This is a genomic window from Primorskyibacter flagellatus, from assembly GCF_900176485.1.
GTDB classification, from domain to species: domain Bacteria; phylum Pseudomonadota; class Alphaproteobacteria; order Rhodobacterales; family Rhodobacteraceae; genus Primorskyibacter; species Primorskyibacter flagellatus.
This window is the reverse complement of the sequence record NZ_FWYD01000012.1, coordinates 1-22989: the sequence shown is the minus strand read 5'-3', so window position 1 is coordinate 22989 and position 22989 is coordinate 1. Positions and strand designations below refer to the sequence as shown.

Annotated in this window: 22 protein-coding genes and 1 pseudogene; 18 read left to right on the top strand and 5 right to left on the bottom strand. The window is 59.3% G+C overall.

The features are described from left to right. Positions 1-70: 70 nt before the first annotated feature. From B8991_RS13890 to B8991_RS13805, 18 genes are all read left to right on the top strand, one after another. Positions 71-1294 carry an ABC transporter substrate-binding protein gene (locus B8991_RS13890; RefSeq protein WP_084353600.1) on the top strand — a complete coding sequence of 408 codons (1224 nt, stop codon included), beginning with the start codon at positions 71-73 and terminating at the stop codon, positions 1292-1294. A gap of 126 nt (positions 1295-1420) precedes the next feature. Then, complete coding sequence (locus B8991_RS13885; protein WP_084353599.1) at positions 1421-2443, top strand: carbohydrate ABC transporter permease; 1023 nt, start codon at positions 1421-1423, stop codon at positions 2441-2443. Between the two features lies 1 nt (position 2444). Next, the gene (locus B8991_RS13880; RefSeq protein ID WP_084353598.1) at positions 2445-3602 is read left to right on the top strand and encodes a carbohydrate ABC transporter permease; all 1158 of its coding nucleotides are present in this window, start codon (positions 2445-2447) and stop codon (positions 3600-3602) included. A gap of 34 nt (positions 3603-3636) precedes the next feature. After that, the gene (locus B8991_RS13875) at positions 3637-4620 is read left to right on the top strand and encodes a TRAP transporter substrate-binding protein (protein WP_084353597.1); all 984 of its coding nucleotides are present in this window, start codon (positions 3637-3639) and stop codon (positions 4618-4620) included. A gap of 25 nt (positions 4621-4645) precedes the next feature. Next, positions 4646-5137 carry a TRAP transporter small permease gene (locus tag B8991_RS13870; RefSeq protein WP_084353596.1) on the top strand — a complete coding sequence of 164 codons (492 nt, stop codon included), beginning with the start codon at positions 4646-4648 and terminating at the stop codon, positions 5135-5137. Between the two features lie 3 nt (positions 5138-5140). Further along, a complete protein-coding gene (locus tag B8991_RS13865; protein WP_084353595.1) occupies positions 5141-6430 on the top strand; it encodes a TRAP transporter large permease in 1290 nt (429 codons plus the stop codon). A gap of 1 nt (position 6431) precedes the next feature. Then, positions 6432-6974, top strand: a complete 543-nt coding sequence (locus B8991_RS13860; protein WP_084353594.1) for an ester cyclase — start codon at positions 6432-6434, stop codon at positions 6972-6974. Then, positions 6971-8302, top strand: coding sequence for a histidinol dehydrogenase (gene hisD, locus B8991_RS13855; RefSeq protein ID WP_084353593.1), 1332 nt, complete (start codon positions 6971-6973; stop codon positions 8300-8302). Before B8991_RS13860 ends, hisD begins: the two co-directional genes overlap by 4 nt. Before the next feature lie 56 nt (positions 8303-8358). Next, entirely contained in the window at positions 8359-9423 is a 1065-nt protein-coding gene (locus B8991_RS13850; RefSeq protein ID WP_084353592.1) for an ester cyclase, read from the top strand. Beyond that, positions 9420-10187 carry an SDR family NAD(P)-dependent oxidoreductase gene (locus B8991_RS13845; protein ID WP_084353591.1) on the top strand — a complete coding sequence of 256 codons (768 nt, stop codon included), beginning with the start codon at positions 9420-9422 and terminating at the stop codon, positions 10185-10187. Before B8991_RS13850 ends, B8991_RS13845 begins: the two co-directional genes overlap by 4 nt. Continuing rightward, a complete protein-coding gene (locus B8991_RS13840; RefSeq protein WP_084353590.1) occupies positions 10187-11206 on the top strand; it encodes a LacI family DNA-binding transcriptional regulator in 1020 nt (339 codons plus the stop codon). The genes B8991_RS13845 and B8991_RS13840 overlap by 1 nt, the downstream gene beginning before the upstream one ends. Beyond that, positions 11203-12171 (top strand): nuclear transport factor 2 family protein, encoded by a 969-nt coding sequence (locus B8991_RS13835; protein WP_084353589.1) that lies wholly within the window; start codon positions 11203-11205, stop codon positions 12169-12171. The genes B8991_RS13840 and B8991_RS13835 overlap by 4 nt, the downstream gene beginning before the upstream one ends. A 79-nt stretch (positions 12172-12250) precedes the next feature. After that, entirely contained in the window at positions 12251-13216 is a 966-nt protein-coding gene (locus tag B8991_RS13830; RefSeq protein ID WP_084353588.1) for a cupin domain-containing protein, read from the top strand. Between the two features lie 75 nt (positions 13217-13291). Next, complete coding sequence (locus B8991_RS13825) at positions 13292-13915, top strand: class I SAM-dependent methyltransferase (protein ID WP_084353587.1); 624 nt, start codon at positions 13292-13294, stop codon at positions 13913-13915. A gap of 1 nt (position 13916) precedes the next feature. Beyond that, entirely contained in the window at positions 13917-15038 is a 1122-nt protein-coding gene (locus B8991_RS13820; RefSeq protein ID WP_084353586.1) for a cobalamin-independent methionine synthase II family protein, read from the top strand. Next, complete coding sequence (locus B8991_RS13815; RefSeq protein WP_084353585.1) at positions 15035-15727, top strand: alpha/beta fold hydrolase; 693 nt, start codon at positions 15035-15037, stop codon at positions 15725-15727. Before B8991_RS13820 ends, B8991_RS13815 begins: the two co-directional genes overlap by 4 nt. A gap of 1 nt (position 15728) precedes the next feature. Then, positions 15729-16424 (top strand): RraA family protein, encoded by a 696-nt coding sequence (locus B8991_RS13810; protein WP_084353584.1) that lies wholly within the window; start codon positions 15729-15731, stop codon positions 16422-16424. A 33-nt stretch (positions 16425-16457) separates the two neighbouring features. Beyond that, the gene (locus B8991_RS13805) at positions 16458-17474 is read left to right on the top strand and encodes a nuclear transport factor 2 family protein (protein ID WP_084353583.1); all 1017 of its coding nucleotides are present in this window, start codon (positions 16458-16460) and stop codon (positions 17472-17474) included. Positions 17475-17600: 126 nt separating this feature from the next. Here B8991_RS13805 and B8991_RS21930 read toward each other — a convergent pair. From B8991_RS21930 to B8991_RS13780, 5 genes and pseudogenes are all read right to left on the bottom strand, one after another. Then, positions 17601-18238, bottom strand: a pseudogene (locus B8991_RS21930) (transposase); the annotation flags it as partial. Positions 18239-18439: 201 nt separating this feature from the next. Next, positions 18440-19087, bottom strand: coding sequence for a 3-oxo-tetronate 4-phosphate decarboxylase (gene otnC, locus B8991_RS13795; protein WP_084353582.1), 648 nt, complete (start codon positions 19085-19087; stop codon positions 18440-18442). After that, on the bottom strand, positions 19084-20322 hold the full coding sequence (gene otnK, locus B8991_RS13790; RefSeq protein WP_084353581.1) for a 3-oxo-tetronate kinase: 1239 nt from the start codon (positions 20320-20322) through the stop codon (positions 19084-19086). The genes otnC and otnK overlap by 4 nt, the downstream gene beginning before the upstream one ends. A 59-nt stretch (positions 20323-20381) precedes the next feature. Continuing rightward, positions 20382-21536: a cupin domain-containing protein gene (locus B8991_RS13785; RefSeq protein WP_084353580.1), complete on the bottom strand. Its 1155-nt coding sequence runs from the start codon at positions 21534-21536 to the stop codon at positions 20382-20384. Between the two features lie 24 nt (positions 21537-21560). Further along, positions 21561-22616 (bottom strand): nuclear transport factor 2 family protein, encoded by a 1056-nt coding sequence (locus B8991_RS13780; RefSeq protein ID WP_179141496.1) that lies wholly within the window; start codon positions 22614-22616, stop codon positions 21561-21563. Positions 22617-22989 lie beyond the last annotated feature (373 nt).

Sequence of the window (22989 nt, the reverse complement as noted above, 5' to 3'; positions counted from 1 at the left end):
GGGTGGGCGAACGACAGAAATAGCGGCGTAGCAAGCCAAGCCCGTCGCAATCAACAGGAGGAAAAACCGAATGAATTTCAAAACACTTATTCTGGCAGGGGCGGTATCGGTTGCAGCAACCGGCGGCTATGCCAGTTGCGCCTATGAAAACAAGACACCTATCAGCATGCTTGCAGCGGGCTTTGAAGCCTGGAAAGCCGTGGCCGATGCCATGGGCGAATGCGGCAATTTCAACGCCGAACTTGATCAGGAATTCCGCACCAAGCAGCCTGCCGCCTTTGCCGCCACGCCCGCGCTCTATCAGATCGGTGGCGTTTCAAATGGGACCATCACGCCATTGCTGAACGAAGGCACGATCCGCCCACTGGATGACCTGGTTGAAAAATACGGCCAACATCTTTCGCCAAATCAGTTGATCCGCATTGACGGCAAGGTGATGGCGATCGCGATGATGGTGAACACGCAGAACCTGCAATACCGCCGGGACATTCTTGAAGAGCTTCAAATTCCCGTACCCCAAACATGGGACGAGGTGTTGGAAGCCGCGGCGAAGATTCAGGAAGCGGGCGCGGTAGATTATCCGCTGGGTGCCACGATGAAGTCGGGTTGGAATCTGGCGCTGGATTTCATCAACATGTTCTACGGCTATGGCGGCGCTCTGGTGGATGACGACAACATGCCGACGGTCAATACCGAGGCCGGCGTCAAGGCGCTTGAAACCATGCAAGCGATGACCGAATTCATGGACCCGGAATATCTGGTATCAGACTCCACCTATGTTCAGCAGCAGTTCCAGCAGAGCAAGATCGCCATGGCGAACCTTTGGGCGAGCCGGGCAGGGGCATCGGATGATGAGGCCGAAAGCCAGGTCGTCGGTCTGGTGAACAGCACGGCTGCACCGCGGACGCTTGAAGGTGGGGCACCTGCGACCACGATCTGGTGGGATGGTGCTGTCATCGCCAAGAACATCACCGATGAAGAGGCCGAAGCCGCCTTCCAGCTGATCGTTGAGGGCATGGATACCGAAATGGTCACGGCAAACAATGAAGCCGCGATCTGGCTGATCCCCGGTTACGAGCCGACGCGATTGGCAGAGGGCGCGATCGAGACACTTCAGGCGCAGCCGCCGGCCGCGTCCTATCCCTCGACCTCGGCCATGGGCCTGATGCATACCGCTGCGGGCAACAATGTCAGCCGGTTCCTCACCGGATCTGCGGACGCAGAAACCACGCTCAAGGCAATCGAGGATGACTACCTGGTTTCCGCGAAAGAGGCGGGTCTGATTTCGAATTAAGCGTAACGAGATTGCGGGCGGTGCCGTCGGTGCCGCCCCGACCCAGCACCGGCTTTCTCAAAGAACAGTCCGCGCACTGGTCTTTGGCGAACCCGGACAGGACGACACCTAAATGAGGGTAACAGCATGAAATTCAAGACATTCGCAGCATTTGTCGGCCCATCCCTTGTGATGATGCTGGTCTTCATCGCGTTTCCCTTGGTTAGCGTCTTCATGCAAAGCTTCTATGTCACCCAGCCAGTATTCGAACAGGTTGAGATTGAAAGCTGCACACCCGGATTTCCGAACCCAACCTGCGTGACCGAAGTCAAAAGCCAGCCGGTCATCGGCGACGACGGCAAGATGATCAGCGAAACCCGGTTTTCCGGCTTGGAAAGCTATCGAAACGTGTTGGAATTGGATCGGGTCAAGGCTGCCATTGGCAATGGCAGTTGGTCTGAATTGATGAATATCGACTTCTGGAAGGCTCTCCGGTTCACGCTTACATTCACCCTGCTGACGCTGCCGCTGGTGCTGGTGGTCGGGTTGGGGATCGCGCTTGCGGTGAACAATGCAGTCAAATCGCTGCGCGGTCCGGTGATCTTCATATCGCTGCTGCCCTTTATCATCACGCCGGTGATCGGCGGTCTTTCGATCCGCTGGCTTTTCATCGGCGACGGCATTCTGACCGCGGCGATGGAATGGTGGACGGGGACCAACATCTCGATGTTCGCGCAGGCCTGGACGATCGAGGCGATGATGATGTTCTACCGCGTCTGGCACGTCGCACCATTCGCCTTCGTGATCTTCTATGCCGGGCTTCAGACGGTCAACCAAGACACGCTGGAAAGCGCCATCATCGACGGTGCCAACCGCTGGGAGCGTCTGCGCTTCGTGATCGTGCCACATCTGATGCCGCTGATCGTTTTCATCGCCCTGATCCACCTGATGGATTGCTACCGTGTCTTCGAAGAGATCGTCGCATTCTCCAGCCAAAGCCACGTCATCTCGCTGCAATGGCTGACCTATGATTTCCTGACGCCGGACGATGCCGGGAACCGCGCGATCAGCCGCGCATCGGCAACAGCCATGCTGACCATGGTCGGGATCGTGATCCTGCTGATCTATCCGCTCAAGCGCACCTGGCGCGACCACAAGGGGAGCCACTGATATGTCCACACCCAAGGCCCTTCGCCAATCCGCCGCTCTGCGGTACGGATCCGCCGGCTTCCTGATCTTCTGGTGTCTCATCGCTGCCTTCCCGATCTTCTGGATCCTGGTGATGAGCTTCAAGAGCCCGGTCGACGCCTTCGCCTCCAACCCGCTTGATGTGGTCTTCGGTCCGGTGACCCTTGCCGAAGGTGACGGCCTCAGCATCATGGATGTCATTCTGGGACTGGGTGTCTTGTGGCTGAGCTTCCGCTTTGCCTTTCGGCACCTGCCCGAGATGGTCGCGAAATTCACCAAGCCCGGTTCGGTGATCCTGGGTTGGGTCATCGCGGTTCTCGGCTTTGCACTGGCTTTCATCGTGGTCTTCTTCAGCATCCTTCCCTGGTTGCTACAGGGTGTGAACGCAATTACCGGGCCGCTTGGCGATCCGTTTATCGGGTTGACCGTGCAGCATTATGTGTCGGTCTGGGTCGAAAACGAATTCTACCGCAACTTCATCAATTCGCTGGTTGTCACCGGCGGTGTTGTGACGGTGTCGCTGACCGTGGGCACGCTGGCGGGCTACGGTCTGGCGCGGTCCGGATCAAACCTGGCCTTCTGGCTGCTGATCCTCGCGCTGATCTTCCGTGCGCTGCCGCATTCGGTGCTGGTTGCGGGCTATCTGCCCGTCTTTATCAATTCCGCCGAATTCCTGCGCCCGATCTTTGGCGATGCGGCCCCGACGCTTTATGGCAAACCCTATGCGGTGATCGCGGTGCTGGTCGCGATCAATCAGCCCTTCACGATCTGGATGCTGCGCAGCTTTTTCCAGAACATCCCAATGGAGCTGGACGAGGCCGCGCGCGTCGATGGGTGTTCGCATTTCCAAGCGTTCCGGCGCGTCATCATGCCGGTCATGTGGCCCGGCGTCATCACCACCGGCCTGTTCAGCTTTCTGCTGGGATATAACGACTTCCTTGTGACGTCCTTGCTGCTGGACGCGCAAAACCAGACGATGGTTCCTGCAATTGCAGGCTACTTCAACCGTGAAACCACCACCACCGATCAGGTCGAGGCAATCGCGGCGGCCGTGTCAATCACCGCGCCGCTATTCCTTCTGGTCATGGTGTTCCAACGGCAGATCGTAAGCGGCCTGACGGCCGGGGCGGTCAAGGGCTAACAAACCCACACTTCATGCAGAGAGGAAAATGCAGATGAACAAGCGTGTAATTCTAGGATTGGGCTTTTCGCTGGCCACGGCTGTGGCGGCGCATGCCGAAACCACGGTTCGCATCGCCCATGCGACACCCGAATCTTCGCCCATCCATCAGGCACTGGTCTATTTTCAGGACCAGATTCAGGAGCGCTCGGACGGTGAAATGACGGTCGAACTGTTCCCAGGCGGGCAACTTGGCAGCGTCAAGGAAGTCACCGAGCTGGTCCAGTCGGGCAATATCTCGATGACCACCGGCGCGTCGGTCCTGCTTAGCGCGACAGTCGACGAGCTGGCCGTTCTGGACCAGTTCCTGCTGTTCGAAGACGAAGAGCAGGCCCGGACGTTGTTGGACGGCGAGGCCGGCGACGCGATTTCCGAGGCGATGGAAAAGCGCGGTCTTAAGAACATGGGCTTCATGGAACTGGGCTTCCGCAGCTTTACCAACAGCCGCGCCCCGCTGGACAGTTTCGAGTCGTTCGAAGGCCTGCGGATGCGGTCGGCAGACAACCCCATCGCGATCAAGGCATGGCGGTCGGTCGGTGCGGTGCCGCTGCCTCTGGCCTGGGGCGAAATTTATTCGTCGCTGCAACAGGGCTTGATCGACGGTCAGGAAAGCGCGCTGTCCTCGATGGTCATCGAACGCTTCTTCGAGGTGCAGGACTATGTGTCACTGACCGGGCACATCTACTGGCCCGAACTGTGGATGGCCGACCTGAACTGGTTCGAAGGGCTGACCGAGGACGAACAGGCACTGCTGATGGAAGTCGCCGCCGAGACGGTGGACAAACAGCGCGAACTGACCGCCAAGGCGAACGCCGAAACGCTTGACCGGCTCAAGGAAGAGGGCCTTGCCATCAACGAATTGCCAGCCGAGGACAAGAAAAAGCTGGGCGACACGATGAACGGTGCGAGCGAAGCCGACATCCGCGCCAAGGTCGGCGATGACTTCTATGACACCTTCATGGCGGCAATCAGTAAATAATATTTTAAAACAAAGGAGAAGGCGCATGCGTGCGTTGGAAAAATGGTTCGAACCCGTGGTCATCGTGTCCATGCTGGGTGCCATCATCATTGCTGTTTTCGCGGATGTGATAGCGCGCTTCGCCTTCTCCACCTCGGTTTCCGTGGCGAACGAGCTGGCGCGGTTCTGTTTCGTCTACATGATCTATTTCGGCGTCAGCTATGCAATCCGCGAACGTCGACACATGCGGGTGACGGTGATCTTGGACATGCTGCCCGACGGCATGCGGCGCTGGGTGTTCGCGTTGGCCGAACTGATATTTCTGATTTACTCGGTTGCGGTGTGCTGGCTGGGCGTGGTCATCACGCAGCAGGCTTTTGACCGTGGTAAAATCCTGAGCGCGACGGAATGGCCGCAAGGCGTTCTGTATGCCGCGATCATCCTGTCCGGCGCGCTAAGCGCGGCGCGACTGGCGCATTCTCTGTGGCGCGTGGTGGCGCGCGGCGATACCCACCTTGGCCCGCAAATGGATATCTGACCCATGACAACCGCAATCCTGTTCGGCAGCTTTTTCCTGCTGCTCATCATCGGTGTGCCCATTGGTATCGCGCTTGGCTGCGCCAGTCTGTTGGCCATTGCCTATATCCCGTTCCTCAGCTTTGATCTTTATGCATTGGGGCTGGTGTCGGGCATCGACAGTTTCACGCTGATCGCCGTCGTTCTGTTCACGCTGGCCGGAAGCATCATGGCAACGGGTGGCATATCGCGCCGCCTGATCGCCGTGGCCGATCGCGCATTCGGCAGCTCACCCGGCGATCTGGGCACCGTGACCATCGTCGCCTGCCTGTTCTTCGCGGCGATTTCCGGCACCGGCAGCGCCACCGTGGCCGCCATCGGCTTGGCCATGATCCCGGCGTTGGTCGCGCGTGGCTATGACCGAGCCTATGCCGGCGCGATGGTCGCCAGTGCGGGCGGGTTGGGTGTAATGATCCCGCCGTCCGTCGTGATGATCGTCTATGCCGTCGCGGCAGGGGTGTCGGTCACCGCGCTGTTCATGGCCGGTATCGTGCCGGGTATTGTCATCGCGATCACACTGATTGTCTACAACATCCTGCAACGTCGAAAGGCCCCGCCGCATGCGCGCGTCGCAGTCTCCGAAGGCAGCACATGGGCCGCGCTGAACCAGGCCAAGCTGGCGCTGGCCATGCCCATCGTCGTGCTGGGCGGCATCTATTCCGGCGTTGTGACCCCGACCGAAAGCTCGGCTGTGGCGGTTGTTTACGCCCTGGTGGTCAGTTGTTTCATCTACCGTGAACTGCCGCTGCGCGAGGTGCCGAAAATGATGCTGGATTCGGCGCTTCTGGTATCGGCGGTGCTTGTGATCATCGGCGCCTCGGTTGCCTTTGGCCGGATCATCGCATTGGAAAAGATCCCCACTGAACTGGCGCAGTTTGTTCTGTCGCTGACCGACAGCAAATATATCGTCATCCTGGCGGCGATCATGTTGCTGCTGGTGGTGGGCACTTTCCTGGAGACGCTGGCAGCCATCGTCATTCTGACGCCGGTCCTGCTGCCGATCATGCTGCAACTGGGCGTCGATCCTATCCATTTCGGCATCGTGATGATCGTGGCGCTGGCCATCGGCTTCGTGACGCCACCGCTGGGGGCAAACCTCTTCATGGCCGCGCAAGTAGGGCAAATTCCTTTCGACCAGATCGCGCGCAAGATCTTTCCCTGGGTGGTCACGATGGTCGTGGCGCTACTGATCATCGCGTTCATTCCGTGGCTGTCACTGGTGCTGCCGCGAATATTTCTTGACTACGGAGGCTAAAATGGCAGGAGCAAGACCTGAACAGGCCGTGCTGACGCGCGACACAGACATGAGCAAAACCGAAGCGACGCAAGCCGTTATCGAAGGCATGGTGGATGGGCTGAACGACCACCGCATTGCCGATATAGGTGATTTCTTCGCCGAAAGCTTTCGCTGGATGGGCAATCAGGGCTGCGGCACCAAAAACGGGCTGCGCGAATTTCAGGACAATTGGCAGCGCCCGTTTCAGGCGGCGTTCTCGGACAAGGTCTGCATCGACGAAGCCCGCCTGTACATGGGCGAATGGGCTGCCGCCTTTGGGCGTCAGGAGGCCACGCATAGTGGCAAATTCATGGGAATTTCTCCGACCGGAAAACGTGTCATCATCAGATACATGGATTTCTGGAAGGTCGTGGACGGCCAGATCACCGACAATTGGGTGATGGTCGATTTTCCACATGTGCTTGCTCAGCTCGGCCGCGATGTTTTCGCGGGCGAAGGCTGGGAAAATTACGACGAGGGTAGGCGAGAACCGCCGCGCCCGCAGGATGGGGAACCGACATGACGATTGAATATCTCAAACGCGGCAAGGCTGCCGACGCCCGTGCCGAAGATGACGCCAACACGCGTGCCATCGTGGAATCGACGCTGAAGGACATCGAGGAACGTGGCGACGCCGCCGTGCGTGAGTTGAGCGAGAAATTCGACAAATACTCACCGCCCGCCTTCCGCCTGAGCGAAGACGAAATCGAGGCGCTGATGGCCAAGGTGTCCGATCAGGAAATGACCGACATCAAATTCGCGCAGGAACAAGTGCGCAACTTTGCGCAGGCGCAGCGGGATTCGATGCTGGATATTGAGGTCGAGACCCTGCCCGGCGTCATCCTGGGGCACAAGAACATCCCGGTGCAATCGGTTGGTTGCTATGTGCCGGGCGGCAAGTTCCCGATGGTTGCCTCGGCGCATATGTCGGTTGCCACTGCGTCGGTCGCGGGCGTGCCGCGCATCATCGCTTGCACGCCGCCCTTCAACGGCGAGCCCAATCCGGCAGTGATTGCCGCCATGCATCTGGGCGGCGCTCACGAGATCTATGTGCTGGGCGGCATCCAGGCGATCGGTGCCATGGCGATCGGCACCGAAACCATTGATCCGGTGCATCTGCTGGTTGGTCCCGGCAACGCCTTCGTGGCTGAAGCCAAGCGCCAGTTGTTCGGGCGCGTGGGCATCGACCTGTTCGCAGGCCCGACCGAAACGATGGTGATCGCGGACGAAACCGCCGCGGATGCGGAACTTTGTGCCACTGACCTTCTGGGTCAGGCCGAACACGGGTATAACAGCCCCTGCGTCTTGCTGACCAACAGCCGCAAGCTGGCGGAAGAGACGCTGTCGGAAATCGACCGTATCCTGAAGATCCTGCCGACCGCCAACACCGCCAAGGTCAGTTGGGAGGATTACGGCGAAGTGATCGTCTGCGACACCTACGACGAAATGCTGGAAGTGGCCGATGACATCGCCTCAGAGCATGTGCAGGTGATGACCGACCGTGACGACTGGTTCCTGGAAAATATGACCTGCTACGGGGCTCTCTTCCTGGGACCACGCACCAACGTCGCCAATGGCGACAAGGTTATCGGCACGAACCATACCCTGCCGACCAAGAAGGCGGGGCGCTATACCGGCGGGCTTTGGGTTGGGAAGTACCTGAAAACCCACAGCTACCAGAAGATTATGACCGATGAGGCTGCGACGATGATCGGCGAATACGGCAGTCGGTTGTGCATGTTGGAAGGATTTGTCGGGCACGCCGAACAATGCAACATCCGGGTGCGTCGCTATGGCGGTGTCAATGTGCCTTACGGCGAGGGTGCCCCGGTACGCGAGGCGGCAGAATAAATCGGACGACCAGAAACGGGGCGGCGACCTGTTCCGCCCCAACTAATGCACTAAGCATGAACGAGGACAGTATGGACCTCTCGACGGACCACAAGAACAAGATCGAACCGCTTCGGGTTGCGATGCGCGATTTCGACGAAAACAAGGTGCGTGAGGCACTGGCAGCGCTTTGCACCCCGGACACCGTGTTTCATCACTGTCATCCATTCGGCGATCTGACCGGGCCGACGGCGTTTTATGACGCCGCCCTTGCACCTCTGCATGCGGCATGGCCGGATCTGGAGCGCCGCGACTGGATCGTGATGGCAGGACAGACACCGGAAGGAGCCGATTGGGTCGGCTGCGGTGGGCATTATGTCGGCACCTTCGTCGCGCCTTGGCTGGATGTACCGCCAACCGGCCATCTGGTTCACATGCGGTTTCACGAATTTTATCGCTTCGAGAACGGCAAGATGGTCGAGTTCCAAGCGCTCTGGGACATTCCAGAAGTGATGATGCAAGCGAATGCCTGGCCGATGGCACCGTCGCTGGGGCGGGAGATGTTCGTGCCGGGGCCAGCGTCCCAGGATGGCTTTGTTTCAGGGCCGCATGATGAAGTGCGCAGCCGCGCCAGCACGCAGCATATCATTGATATGCTGGAGCATCTCAAGCTGCATCCGTCAAAGGGCGGTCCCGAGGTGATGGAAATGAGCCGCTACTGGCATCCGCGGATGAACTGGTACGGGCCCGCAGGGATAGGCACCGGGCGTGGCGTTGCGGGATTCCGCAACTGGCACCAGATTCCGTTTCTGAACGCCATGCCGGATCGCGGCCAGTATCTGGACGACATCGACTACCATTTCTTTGGCGACGGGGATTACGCCGCCGTCACCGGATGGCCCAACATGATCCAGACGGTCAGCGATGACGGCTGGATGGGTATTGCCCCGTCCGGAAAGAAGATCTCCATGCGCAGTCTGGATTTTTGGCGGCTGGAAGGCGGCCTGATCCGTGAAAACTGGGTTCTGGTCGATCTGCTCGACGCCTATGCGCAGCTTGGCGTCGATGTCTTTGCCCGTTTGCGGGAATTCAACAAGGCCCGAAATCTGGGACGTATCACCTTGCCGGAGTCGACATTATGACAACTTTGCCTCGTACTCCCTCCCTGCGTCTTGATGGCCGGCGCGCGCTGGTTACCGGAGCCTCCTCCGGGATCGGGATGGGATGCGCCGTGGCCCTGGCCGAGGCTGGCGCGCATGTGGTTTGCGCAGCGCGCGGCTTGAACAAGTTGCAGGCTGCGGTGGATGCAATGCGCGATCAGGGCTGGTCGGCTGAAGCACTTGCATTGGACATGGGCGACTTGCCCGCAATGAGTGCAGCTTTGCAGGCGCAGGATGGATTCGATGTGGTTGTCAACTCTGCCGGGGCCGCACGTCACGGCCCGGCGCTGGAAACCCAGCCGGACGATTACGACGCAGTGATGAACCTCAACCTTCGCGCCGCCTATTTTCTGTCGGTCGGTGCCGCACATGGCATGAAGGCCGCGCAGCGGGGTGGGTCGATCATCCATATCAGCAGTCAGATGGGCCATGTGGGTGGTATAGACCGCGCGGTCTATTGCGCCTCGAAGCACGGGCTGGAAGGCATGGTCAAGGCGATGGCAATCGAATGGGGGCGTGACCGGATCCGTATCAATACCGTGTGCCCGACTTTTATCCGGACGCCGCTGACCGCATCAACATTCGACAACCCTGAACGCGCCGCGTGGATCACCGAGAAGATCAAACTGGGCCGGGTCGGTGAGGTCGAGGACATCATGGGCGCAGTCGCATACCTGGCATCCGACGCTGCGGCGCTGGTGACCGGCACCTCGTTGTTGATTGACGGAGGTTGGACGGCAGACTGATGGCAGAAAAGATCACCTCGGTGCAAGTGGCCAAGCGTGCGGGTGTCAGTCAGTCGGCTGTCAGCCGAGTGTTCACGCCGGGCGCGTCGGCATCGGCAAAAACAATCGAAAAAGTGCGCAAGGCTGCAGCGGAGCTGGGGTATCGCCCGAATGTTCTGGCGCGGTCCCTGATCACTGGCAAAAGCCGGATTATCGGATTGGTCGTCGCCTACCTGGAAAACCAGTTCTACCCTGAAGCCATTGAAAAGCTGTCCCGGGCATTACAGGAACAAGGCTATCACATCCTGGTGTTCATGGCGACAAATGACGACGCGGTGACGGATGCCGTGGTTGACGACTTGCTTGATTATCAGGTCGACGGGATCATCACGGCATCGGTCGGCCTGTCGTCGAAGCTGACCGCCCGGTGTGAGGCAGCAGGCATTCCCATCGTCATGTTCAACCGGGAACAGGATGACAAAGGGTTGTCCTGCGTGCGGTCTGACAATGTGGGGGGCGGCTATAAGGTGGCGGACCTGCTCACGCGCACGGGTCACAAAAAGATTGCTCATATTGCAGGCTGGGACGGGGCTTCGACGCAACGCGACCGTGAGGCCGGGTTCCTGAAAGGGCTGGCAGATGGCGGGCACGAGTTGTTCGCGCGCGGCGAGGGCCTGTTTTCTTATGACGCCGCCGCCGAAGCCGCACGGAAAATGTTCGCTGAGGCCGATCGTCCCGACGCGGTATTCGTCGCCAATGACCACATGGCCTTTGCGGTGATGGACGTGCTGAGGTTCGAGCTTGGCCTGCGCATCCCCGAGGATGTGTCCGTGGTCGGCTATGACGATGTTCAGCTTGCCGTCTGGCCATCCTACAGCCTGACAACCGTGCGCCAGCCCGCCAACCGCATGGTCGCCGCCACGGTGGATATTCTCTTGACCAGAATTGAAAACCCCGATTCAGAACCGCGCCGTGTGGCCATCGACGGCCCGCTTATCCTGCGCGGTTCTTCTCGCAAACCAGAAGGACAGACGACATGAAGGGCTTTGACCCCCGGTGGAAAGATTTCCCCGACTACATCATCGGCATTACAAAGGAGATCTGGGAAGATCGCGGCATCGCCGCGCTGGACCACTATTATGGCGACGAAATGCCTGTGCGCTCGCCATCCTCGATCGTGATCGGCAACAAGAATGTGGTCGCCGCGACCATGGCGACACTGGCCGAGTTTCCGGATCGCACCCTGTTTGGCGAGGATGTGATCTGGTGCGAAGGCAATGATGACGGGTTGCTGAGCTCGCACAGGTTGTTGTCGACCGCGACACATACCAATCCGGGCGTCTACGGTGCGCCCACCGGCAAGAAATTGCGCTATCGTATCATTGCTGATTGTTACGCCCGTGCCAACACAATCACCGATGAGTGGCTGGTGCGCGACCAGGGTGCGATTGTCCGCCAACTGGGCTGGGACCCCAAGGACTATGCTCGCGACCTGATTGAACGCGAAGGTGGGCCCGAGCATTGCGTCACGCCCTATCTGCCTGAAAACGATGTGCCGGGGCCGTATACCGGGCGCGGCAACGACAATGAATGGGGCGCGAAATACGCCGATATTCTGACCCGGTTGATGAATGCCGATTTCACCGTGATCCCTGCCGAATATGATCGTGCGGTGATCGGCGAATATCCGGGCGGCGTCACCTCGCTCAGCCATCAGGGTGTTGACCAGCATTGGCTGGGTCTGCGGGCGTCCTTTCCTCACGCAGAGTTCAAGATCCATCACGTCATCGGCGGGGATGATCCCATGATGTCGCCGCGCGCCGCGATCCGCTGGTCGCTGGACGGCAAGCATGACGGCTGGGGAAGTTTCGGCCAACCGACCGGCAAGCGTGTGCATATCATGGGCATGAGCCATGCCGAGTTTGGTCCCTGGGGCCTGCGGCGAGAATACGCGCTTTATGACGAAACTGCGCTGTGGAAGCAGATCATCCTGCAAACGGGATGAAGCCGCAACGCCGACACACACCTTTTACCGGCGCTCGGGCCGATCACGGCCGCGCCAAAGCACAACCTTGGAGAAGACAATGACACCGCAAGACATGGAAGCCCGCATCGTTCGTTATGGCGAGCTGCAACCCTGCAAGACCGCCTTCATTGATGCTCACACGCCGGGCAGCGATCAGAAGGAAAACTTCACCATCATCGGCGGCGGCGTTTCCGAAAGCGCCGATCAGCATGTTCACATCACTGAACCGCACGGTTTTAACATCGGTGCCGCCGGGCAGCCGCCGAACTGCCGCAACAGCCTGCACAACCACCGCACCGCCGAGGTGTTTTTCGTTCTCAAAGGCCGTTGGCGGTTTTTCTGGGGCCGCTGGGGCGATGCGGGAGAGGTCGTGCTGGAAGAGGGCGACATCATCAACATCCCGACCAACTTGTTTCGGGGGTTTGAGAATATCGGAACCGATTACGGGATGATCATGGCCGTGTTGGGGGGCGACGATGCCGGCGGTGGCGTTCTTTGGGCCCCGCAGGTGATCGAGGATGCCAAGGCGCATGGTTTGGTTCTGGGCGACAATGGCAAGCTCTATGACAGCAAGAAGGGCCAGACCCTGCCCGAAGGCGTCAAACCGATGCCGCTGCTGACCGATGCGGAACTGGCCGAAATTCCGGAACCATCCGCGAAAGAAGTGGTTGGCGGCTATGTCCGGCGCTATTGGGATTTGGTGTCCATTGCAGGCAAAAAACCGGCCAAGGTGATCGGTGAGAACGGCGTGATCCGCGACAAGCCGGGGTTCGAGATCGACTTCATCACGCGCGCCAGTGCCAGCGAGGAAAAACACAGCCATGACAAGCCGTCGGTGCTGATGCCGGTCAAGGGGCACTGGCGCATCGACTGGGACGGCGGTCATGCAATCCTCGCGCCCGGCGACACGATGAGCGTTCCCGAGAACCTGGCGCATAGTGCTGTGCCGTCAATGTCGGGCGAGGCGTCGATGTATCATGTCGTTGCAACCGGTGATCCCGCCGGGGCGACCTGGAAGGGATAACACGCCTATACCCAAAGCAGACACCACGGTCTCGTGGTGTCTGCTTCGATTCATACTTTCGATGAAAGACCACACATGTCCGATGCCGAACTTGGCGCACTCGCCCGCACCACTCACGACGTCTTTGAACAGAATGCCGCGGCCTATGATGCAGAGCGGTCGCGCGCCCTGTTCGAGGCGCGCTGGCTGGCGCGGTTCACCGCCTGTCTGCCAGTCGGTGGGCGGGTCATGGATCTGGGCTGCGGCGCGGGCGAGCCGATTGCCCGCTGGTTCATCGCCGAGGGGTTCCGTGTGACGGGCGTCGATTTCGCCGAGTCGATGCTGGAGATTGCCCGCACCCGCTGGCCGCAGGGCGACTGGCGGACAGGCGATATGCGAACCCTTGATCTGGGCGAAACCTTTGACGGGATCGTCGCGTGGAACAGCTTTTTTCATCTGACGGTCGAGGAACAGCGCGACGTGATCCACAGAATGGCGCGGCATCTCAGGGTCGGTGGATCGCTTCTGTTTACCGTGGGCCCCGACCAGGGCGAAACCTCCGGCAGTGTCGCGGGCAAATCAATCTATCACGCCAGCCTGTCCCCGGCCGAATATGCGACACTGCTTCAGCAGCAAGGGCTGCGCCTGACCGGGTTTCTGGCGGAAGACCCGGAATGCAACAGCCACAGCGTCATGATGGCGCGCAAGGATGGAGACTGACATGACCATTGAAACGACCCATGTGGGCAGCTTGCCCCGGACGCAAGAGGTGGTGGATTTCATCTTTGCACGCGAACGGGGCGAACCCTATGACGCGGGCGAATTTGACGCCGCCATGACGCGTGCGGTGTCCGATACGGTCAAAAAACAGGTCGAGGCCGGGATCGACATCGTGTCCGATGGCGAGACGTCCAAGATCAGCTACGCCACCTATGTCAAGGATCGCTACACCGGTTTTGGCGGCGACAGCCCGCGCAACGCGCCAGCCGATCTGAAGCTGTTTCCCAGCTTTCTGGAACGCATCGCGTCCTCGGGTGGTACGCCGCAATATGCCCGCCCCATGTGCGTGGGAGAGGTGCGATCCAAGGGGCAGGGCGAGCTGGAAAAGGACATTGCCAATCTCAAGGCGGCGATGGCCGAGCATGGCGCCAAACGCGGTTTCATGAATGCCGCCAGCCCCGGCGTGATTTCATTGTTCCTGCAAAACGACTTTTACAAGACGCGCGAGGCGTATTTGGCGGCATTGGCCGATGCGATGAAAGCCGAGTATGAAACGATCGTCGCGTCCGGGCTTGATCTGCAACTGGATTGTCCGGATCTGGCACTGTCCCGCCACATGCTGTTCACCGACCTGGACGATGATGAATTTGTCAAAGTCGCGCAAACCCATGTCGAGGCGCTGGCATACGCCCTTTCGGACGTACCTGCGGAAAAAGTGCGGGTGCATATCTGCTGGGGCAATTACGAGGGCCCGCATGTCTGCGATATTTCCATGGAGCAGATGTTCGACACCTTGATGTCGGTGCCCGCGCGTTTTCTTCTGTTTGAAACCTCGAACCCGCGCCACGGCCACGAATGGGAGGTTTTCCGCGACCGCAAGGCCGATATTCCCGACGACAAGGTGTTGGTGCCCGGCGTTGTGGACACGACAACGAATTTTGTCGAACATCCGCGCCTGGTGGCGCAACGCCTGCAACGCTTCGCCGATATTGTCGGGGCCGACCGGGTGGTTGCGGGGTCCGATTGCGGCTTTGGCACATTTGCCGGCTTCGGGGCGATCGACCCGGCGATTGCCTATGCCAAGCTTGCGGCGCTGTCCGAAGGGGCGAGGCTGCTCAAATGACACCGCTGGTTCTTATCCCCGGCATGATGTGCGATGCCCGGCTGTTCAGCCCGCAGATCAGCGCGTTTTCCGCGACGCACCCCATTGCGCTTGCCCCGATCGCCGATCACGACACCGTTGAGGCGCTGGCCGCCGACATCCTTGCCTGGGCACCGCCAACATTCGCGCTGGCCGGGCTTAGCATGGGCGGCATCGTTGCGATGGAAATCCTGCGTCAGGATCCAGACCGGGTAGCGCGACTGGCGCTTCTGGACACCAACCCGCTGGCGGAAACCAACGAGGTCAAATCCCGGCGCGAACCGCAGATCGACAAGGTGCGCGCGGGTGGCCTGCGCGGGGTGATGCGCGACGAGATGAAGCCGAATTACCTGACGGACGGACCGAGCCGTGGTGCGATCCTGGACCTGTGCATGGCGATGGCCGAAACGCTTGGCCCGGATGTGTTCATCCGACAATCACGCGCCTTGCAAACCCGTCCCGACCAGCAAGAGACTCTGCGCGCCTATTCTGGGCCGTCGCTGGTTTTGTGCGGGCGCGACGATGCGCTCTGTCCGGTGCAACGGCACGAGCTGATGGCATCTCTGCTGCCGCGCTCCACCCTCACCATTATCGACGGTGCCGGCCATCTGCCGGTTCTGGAACAACCTGAAAAAACCAACGCGGCACTGCGCCGCTGGCTGGAGAGCTAACATGGACGATACACTTCTGGCGCTGTTGCGCAGGGTCGACACCCCCACTGTCTGCAACGCCATCGAAGTGGCGCAGGGCAAGCGCGGCTTTAACCGGTTCACCCGCGGCACGATGCTGTGCAGCGACCCCGACGCGCCCGCCATCGTGGGGCGTGCCGTGACCGCCAAGATCGCCGCGCTCGCCCCATCGACCGAAGCGCCCGACGCGATCCGCGCGCGGCGTATGGATTACTACCGCCGCATGGCCGAGGCACCCAAACCGTCGGTCGCGGTGGTCGAGGATGTCGACTATCCCGACTGCATTGGGGCCTACTGGGGCGAGATAAACGCCAATGTCCACAAGGGGTTCGGCATGTCAGGGGCGTTTACCAACGGCGTGATGCGCGATCTTGGCGATCTACCCGACGACTTTCCGGTCGTGGCCGGGTCCATAGGCCCCAGCCACGGCTTCGTGCATGTGCGCGAACTTGGCACGCCGGTCACGATCTTCGGTCTGACCGTGGCGGACGGCGAGCTGGTCCATGCCGACCGCCACGGTGCGGTGGTCGTCCCCGAAGATGTGATACCGGTCTTGGCCGATGCCATTCAGAAATTGCTGGACACCGAAAAGCTGGTGCTTGACCCCGCGCGCAAAAGCGGTTTCGACTTTGAGGCGTTCGAAACCGCCTGGGCCGCGTTCGAAAATGCCCGGACCTGACCTGCGATGCCGGATACAAGGCAACAGCATCCCATGACTGATTTTCAAACCGAGAAACAGATCGTCCGGGCGTTCTATCACGCGCTGGACAATGCCGACACCCAGCAGATCCCCGATGTGATAGCCGGTCATTGCGCCCGTGATCTGCTGTGGCGTGGGTTTCATCCGTTTGGCGAACTTCGCGGCGCCGACGCGGTCGGCGCGACGTTCTGGCAACCTCTGCGCCAGAGCCTGACCAGATTGCAAAGGCGGATGGATGTGTTCATGGCAGGCCGAAACATGCTCGACGAATCGGGCGGGGTCTGGGTTTGTTCGATGGGGCATCTGATGGGCCTGTTCGACCGCCCGTGGTTGAATATCCGGCCCACCGGGAAACTGGTGTTCCTGCGCTACTGCGCCTTTCACAAGGTGGCCCACGGCCGCATCGCGGAGACGGCGATGTTCTTCGACATTCCCCATCTGATGATGCAGGCGGGCCAGAATCCGTTTCCGCCGCAAACGGCAGCGCATCTGGTGCAGCCCGGCCCGATGACGCATGACGGACTGATGTTTGACGCGCATCCCGCCGACGCGGGGCAAAGGACGCTTGCGCTGATCAATGCGATGATCGCCGATCTGGGCCAATGGGACAGCCAATTGACGCTGAGACAGGAATTGGCGCAAAGCTGGGCCGATGACATGATATGGTGGGGCCCGGCCGGCATCGGGGCGACCTATACGATCGACCGCTATGCAGACCAGCATTCCGCAGTGTTCCGCGCGAGCTTTGCGGAACGGTCCAAGACCCGGCACATCTGCCGTATGGCCGAAGGGAGTTACGGCGGCTTCTTCGGTTGGCCCAATTTTTCCGCAACGCCAACGGGCGGTTTCATGGGCATGCCTGCGACTGGCCGGCCCGGCGATTTCCGAGTGATCGATATCTACCGTCGGCAAGAGGACAAACTGGCGGAAAATTGGGTGTTCATCGACTTGCTGCATTTCTGGAAACAGCAGGGCGTGGATATTCTTGCGCGCACTACGGGGATCGACCCGCCACAGGGTCAACCATAGTAAAATCTAAAAGCGATTTGCACATGTCGCGCATTGGCCTGAGCTCACCCTTACCCATATATTGCGAGGCAAGCCACCATATTGCAGCGGTCAGTGCGCTCTGGCTATGGCGACGGTCCCGAAAATTAGGTGCTTGCGGCTGCGGCATCCTGTCCAGCGCTTACAAAATGCTCGGCCATAGCAGGTGGCGCGCAATGTTTCGTTTGGGGCCTGCTGCCGGGCATCTTCTTGCCAGAGCCGTCCGTTCTTGCGGATTGGGGTAACCGGAGACGTCACTCTCAATGATGGCGATGTGGCAGCGGCGTGTGTCAATCTCGTCGTCCCCGGGGATCTGAGCGAGCAGGTCGTGCAACACAGGGCGTCGCTGTCGCGACTGGGTGAACTCCCTCTCGGTGACTGCTTGCAATCACCTGCCGACAATGGACGGCGGGGATGTCAGAGGTGGCCGTGTCCATTGCCAGATGTACCTTGCGTCACTGGCGACGTCTCTGCACTCTATGCTTGCGGCTCTGCCATTCGCCAACGCCAACGTCAACGTCAACGTCAACGAATTTGAATCCGGTGCTGTCTACGAGCAAGCTGAGCTTTCCGTCAGCGCGGCGATAGGGAATTTGCACAGCCAAGGTCTTCTGCCTGCTGCAAAGGGTGGATTGGTCCGGCACCGGCCAGTCCTGCCAGATCAGCAGTGAGCCGGACTTTCGCAAAGCGACGTTATACGTCGCCCAGTTCGTCATGCCGTGGCGGGCGGGTGATGGATTGCTCATGCAGCCCGTCTGACGGCATGGGTTCTCGTCGTGAACCGTTCAAAGTCAGAGTTGTCCAACAATGCCGACTCGCACCAAAAACATTGCGGTTGGCAGCGGAAGCAGTTGAAATAGACGGAAACCGTTCACTTCTTGAAGGGCGGTGGGTATTCGAGCACGCGCCAGAAACCCAAAACCCTAGGGAATTGTAGGGCTGCTATCTCATTCCCAGTCCACGTCAAAAACTTCAATCACATCGCGGATTTGCGCGGGGTTGAGAGGTATGGGGTGCATTCCGCGCGTGAGCAGGGTTAAGCGGGCGGTCTCTTCCAGTTCTTCCATCGCATTGACGGCGGCTTCGAGGGTCTTCCCAGCAACCACCGGGCCATGATTGGCCAATAGCACCGCAGCCCGCTTGCCCGCCAGTCCGCGCACGGCCTGGCCCATGTCAGGATCGCCGGGCCTGAAATAGGGCAACAGGGCAACCTTGCCGAGCCGCATGATGGAATAGGCGGTCAAAGGCGGCAGCACATTTTTCGGGTCCGTTTCCGGCAGCATCGACAAAGCAACCGAATGCGTGGAATGCAGATGCACGACAGCACCAGCCGTCCGACGCGTGTCGTAGAATGCGGAATGAAGAGACATTTCCTTTGTTGGCGGATCACCGGAGACGAGTTGCCCTTCGGCGTTGAAGCGGGACAATCGGGCCGGATCCAGCGCCCGCATCGTTGACCCTGTTGGTGTTACCAACAGGCCACCGTCCTCCAGTCGCGCTGAAATGTTGCCCGAGGCCCCGTTCGTTAGGCCGCGTTCGAACATCGAGGCCGCAAGTGTGCAGATCTTCTCGCGCAGTTTCGTCTCGGGTGTCATGATCCGCCCAGTTTTTCTGCGGCGATTTCGAAGAAACCGGCCTCACCGAAGTTGCCTGATTTAAGCGCAATTGTCAGTGGCCCGGCCTTCAGAGCAGGGACCCCAGCTGCGATCTCGGGTCCGATTTCCAGCGTTTCCGGTGCCAATGCCTCGATAACGGCTCCCGAGGTTTCACCCCCCGCAGTGATCAGCCGTGTAACGCCTTTTGCCACAACATCCACGGCGACTGCCGCGAACAGGTTTTCGATCGCGCTTGCCGCGCGGCTTCGTCCATGGCGCTCCTGCACGGCAAGGATGGTTTGCGGATCGGTCGTCGAATAGACGATGGGGGTGCCTTCTTGCGCCAACAGCCAGTCAGACACCGTCTGCGGCGTTGTTTTCCCGTCAAGCACGTCGTCGATATTGATGAACAGACCGGGGTGGGTTTCAATATGTGTCGCAACCTGCTGCCGGGTCATTTGCGAACATGATCCCGACAGGATGACGCATGGTCCTTTGCTTCCTTGCCATCGGGTTTCGTCTTCGCCAAGAACGCCGGCATGCCGGAAGTTATGGGGCAATCCCATCGCAATGCCAGAACCTCCGGTGATAAGCGGCAGATCGGCCGAAGCATATCCGATCTGGTACAGGTCCTCCTCGGTGGTTGCATCCACTATGATCAGCTGTCGTCCTTGTTTCTCCCCTATGGCTGTCTTTATCGCGTCGGCACCGCGGCGCACCACCGAATGCGGCAGATGTCCAACCGGCAGGTCGGTCTGGCGCGCCAGACATCGGCGGATGTCCGGATCGGTCATCGGGGTTAGCGGATGGTCTTTCATTCCGCTCTCGCTAAGCAGCTGATCTACAACAAAAAGATGTCCCTGATACACCGTTCGGCCCGCACCCGGAAAGGACGGACAGACAATGACGTGTTCGGCGTTCAAACGATCCGCCAGCGCGGTGATAACCGGACCGATATTGCCTTCGGGGGTGCTGTCGAATGTTGAGCAATACTTGAACACGATCTGCTGGCAGCCCTGCGCCAGAAGCCATTCCAGCGCTGCCAGTGACTGCGTCACGGCCTCATCCGGAGGAATCGTCCGGGATTTCAAAGACACGATGCCAGCTTCGACAGATGGGTCGGAAGGCCCGGTCGGCACGCCACAATATTGGACGACACGCATTCCCGCGCGGGCGAGCGTATTTCCCAAATCTCCTGAACCGGTGAAATCGTCACCAATTGCGCCAAGTAACATGTTCAGCTCCGTGTAGAGTGGCGTTGGAAAGGGCGGGTGCCGGACACCCGCCCCGAAATTTAGGCGCGTAATGCGTTGCGGACCTCGTATGGCAGCAAGTCCAGCGCTGCCACATAGCCGTTGTGATCCATCGCGAGGCCCGCTTTTGCCGCGGCTTTCACGATTTCCGGGGCCCATTGGATCTTTTTCTTGTGATCGCCTGCCGTCATCAGAACAAAAGTGGCATCCTGTCCGGGGGTCGCGCGCAACGTGCGCCATGTATTCTCCGGAAATGAATACAGATCCTGAGCGCCGACAGTTTGCACCTGATCGGGTTTGCTGGGGTCCTGCGCGACGTCGACGCTGCCTTCAAAAACGATCATGGCCTGTTTCTCTGAAAGGCTGAAGGGCCCGATCTGGCCTCCTTCAGGGATCTTGCCCCATTCCAGTGACATTCCGTGCGGGTTCATGATTTTTGGCGCATGATCTCGGTCTTCGCTGATACCGTTGCCCAGAACCGTCGCTATCATGCCACCATGGCCTTCGAGCGCGCTGTCCAACAAGGCGCGGCCAGACCAATCGCGTTCCTTTGCCCACACCACCTGCTTGCTCATTTCTTCGACGGTGTATTTGCGAAGCGATGCGATCTGGGCGTCGGTCATGGGCTCCATCAGATCTTCGTCGGCGGGCTTGGCTTCGCCATCTGCGGTGTCGACCATCATGTTGTCGCGTGTCAGGTAAAGGCCATGTTCGGCTGCGTTGGCAAGAATGCGCGGATGCCAGATGATGCCGCCGGTTTCATCCGCACCCAAAGCTGTGAAAATCCAGCCTTCATCGTCCCCGACATTGGTGAACCCGCGGAAAATCCACGTTGGAATGCTGACAACGTCCCCAGCCGTGCCGATGACTTCGCCTTCGTCGCCATTCGCACCCCAGCGGAATTTCCAGGTGCCTTTGTAGATCATGAAAACTTCGGCAGTGTAGTGGATATGCAGGTTGTTCGTGATCCCCGCAGGCATGGCCGCAACGCCCAGACTGAAGCCATGTGGCTCGCCAAGAGCGACCTTTTGATCCTTGGATTGGGTGACGCCCGGACCGATGAGAGAGTAGTTTTCCTTCAGGTGTGATCCGGGCATTTTACAATCAATGAAGGCAACGCGTTCCGGAACCATACCGGCGCGGCGGACCACACGTTTGGCAGATTCGGCAGAGGAAAGAGTGGTTGGGTTTGTCATTTGAATGCTCCTATTTTTGGGGGGTTATTCAACGGCTGTCGCGTCGAGTTGGTTTTGGTGGTTGATGATTTGCGCCATGATCGCGATTTCGTCGAAAAATCGCCATTCGCGGATGATCTTGCCATGTCGAAATTCGAAATGGCTGGAGCCGAGTATAGTCAGCGGGGCACCGTTGGTCGGCCCATAATAGGGCGCGCCTGAATATGTGCCGCGCAAGCACCAGATGGTGGCGACGCGCAAGCCAAGGTCGGCAGAATCGTGGACGCAGATGTCACGAATTTCAACGTCTGCATCGGGGATCATCGCCAGCAGCTTCATTGTTTCCAACTGGTAATTCGAGATACCAAGCGCGCGGCCCATCCGAACGGTTTGGCAAACGATGGTGTCGCTGCACAGCTCGGGGATCAGGTCGAAAAACTTGTGCTCCCAGACGCGATCGAACAGTTTCACCACCGTTTCGCATTCGGGACGGGCGTGATCGGGGCGGTCGCCGGAAATGCCGGTCTTGATCGGATCGCGATAACGGCCCGCAAAGGCGGGTGGGTCGCCGCCGGTCTTGATCTGTTCACCCAATACCGGCGATCGTTTCGCCAGCTCCGCAGCAACCACATAAGGATCCATGCCGAGGTCTTGCAACACCGCGAACTCATCGCGGATCACCCATTCTTCGGCGACGAGCCCGCCCTGAATCACGCAATGCGCAACACCGCGATTGGCCCAATCCTTTCCGGTTGCAGGGCCATAAGTCCAAGGCCCCAGATGAGTGGCATTGTTGAACACGCGGTGCGACGAGATAAAGCCGTTGTCACCACGTCGCTCCCAGACAACGTCATCATGGCCACCGCCGCGGTTTGGAAAGGCGATCATTTTTTGCAGTGAATTACTGATCACGTTTTCCATGCCATAGGTTTCGCCATAGCAGGTGTGGACTTTGATTTTGGGGTCGTAGTGATCAAAAATATGGCCCAAACCGCGCGCAATCCAGATCTTGTCAGTCCAGCTTTGGATGTACTCACGCGGGTCGCGATAGGGCGCGTAAGTCTCTGGGTTCATCCCTTCGAGTTGTTCTTGCGGTGTCATTACGGGACCTCGATTCAAAAATGAGTTTTGGAACAGTTGGCCGGTTCGATTTGCATTCGTGGATACAAAACAATCTTGCTTGAACGGCTCGAATTCCACTATGCATTCGAATGCGTAATAGGGAATGCGCTGTGGTAGCGCAAGTTTTATCTTGTTTAACGCGCGGGTCTGACCGAGCCCAAATTGGCGACTTGCCCACCGTCCAACCATAAAGGTAGAAAAAGATGCGACAAAATAGAATCAAGGAAATCTGGGCTGCTGGTGAAACCGCAGTGAATGGATGGCTGGCCATTCCATCCCCGTATTCCGCTGAAGTGATGGGACATCAGGGGTTCGACGCTGTCACGATCGACATGCAGCATGGCATGATGGG

Bases quoted from the DNA above. Each gene is read 5' to 3' on its own strand.
- B8991_RS13890 (WP_084353600.1), top strand. From the start codon at position 71: ATGAATTTCAAAACACTTATTCTGGCAGGGGCGGTATCGGTTGCAGCA.
- B8991_RS13885 (WP_084353599.1), top strand. From the start codon at position 1,421: ATGAAATTCAAGACATTCGCAGCATTTGTCGGCCCATCCCTTGTGATG.
- B8991_RS13880 (WP_084353598.1), top strand. From the start codon at position 2,445: ATGTCCACACCCAAGGCCCTTCGCCAATCCGCCGCTCTGCGGTACGGA.
- B8991_RS13875 (WP_084353597.1), top strand. From the start codon at position 3,637: ATGAACAAGCGTGTAATTCTAGGATTGGGCTTTTCGCTGGCCACGGCT.
- B8991_RS13870 (WP_084353596.1), top strand. From the start codon at position 4,646: ATGCGTGCGTTGGAAAAATGGTTCGAACCCGTGGTCATCGTGTCCATG.
- B8991_RS13865 (WP_084353595.1), top strand. From the start codon at position 5,141: ATGACAACCGCAATCCTGTTCGGCAGCTTTTTCCTGCTGCTCATCATC.
- B8991_RS13860 (WP_084353594.1), top strand. From the start codon at position 6,432: ATGGCAGGAGCAAGACCTGAACAGGCCGTGCTGACGCGCGACACAGAC.
- hisD (WP_084353593.1), top strand. From the start codon at position 6,971: ATGACGATTGAATATCTCAAACGCGGCAAGGCTGCCGACGCCCGTGCC.
- B8991_RS13850 (WP_084353592.1), top strand. From the start codon at position 8,359: ATGAACGAGGACAGTATGGACCTCTCGACGGACCACAAGAACAAGATC.
- B8991_RS13845 (WP_084353591.1), top strand. From the start codon at position 9,420: ATGACAACTTTGCCTCGTACTCCCTCCCTGCGTCTTGATGGCCGGCGC.
- B8991_RS13840 (WP_084353590.1), top strand. From the start codon at position 10,187: ATGGCAGAAAAGATCACCTCGGTGCAAGTGGCCAAGCGTGCGGGTGTC.
- B8991_RS13835 (WP_084353589.1), top strand. From the start codon at position 11,203: ATGAAGGGCTTTGACCCCCGGTGGAAAGATTTCCCCGACTACATCATC.
- B8991_RS13830 (WP_084353588.1), top strand. From the start codon at position 12,251: ATGACACCGCAAGACATGGAAGCCCGCATCGTTCGTTATGGCGAGCTG.
- B8991_RS13825 (WP_084353587.1), top strand. From the start codon at position 13,292: ATGTCCGATGCCGAACTTGGCGCACTCGCCCGCACCACTCACGACGTC.
- B8991_RS13820 (WP_084353586.1), top strand. From the start codon at position 13,917: ATGACCATTGAAACGACCCATGTGGGCAGCTTGCCCCGGACGCAAGAG.
- B8991_RS13815 (WP_084353585.1), top strand. From the start codon at position 15,035: ATGACACCGCTGGTTCTTATCCCCGGCATGATGTGCGATGCCCGGCTG.
- B8991_RS13810 (WP_084353584.1), top strand. From the start codon at position 15,729: ATGGACGATACACTTCTGGCGCTGTTGCGCAGGGTCGACACCCCCACT.
- B8991_RS13805 (WP_084353583.1), top strand. From the start codon at position 16,458: ATGACTGATTTTCAAACCGAGAAACAGATCGTCCGGGCGTTCTATCAC.
- otnC (WP_084353582.1), bottom strand. From the start codon at position 19,087: ATGACACCCGAGACGAAACTGCGCGAGAAGATCTGCACACTTGCGGCC.
- otnK (WP_084353581.1), bottom strand. From the start codon at position 20,322: ATGTTACTTGGCGCAATTGGTGACGATTTCACCGGTTCAGGAGATTTG.
- B8991_RS13785 (WP_084353580.1), bottom strand. From the start codon at position 21,536: ATGACAAACCCAACCACTCTTTCCTCTGCCGAATCTGCCAAACGTGTG.
- B8991_RS13780 (WP_179141496.1), bottom strand. From the start codon at position 22,616: ATGACACCGCAAGAACAACTCGAAGGGATGAACCCAGAGACTTACGCG.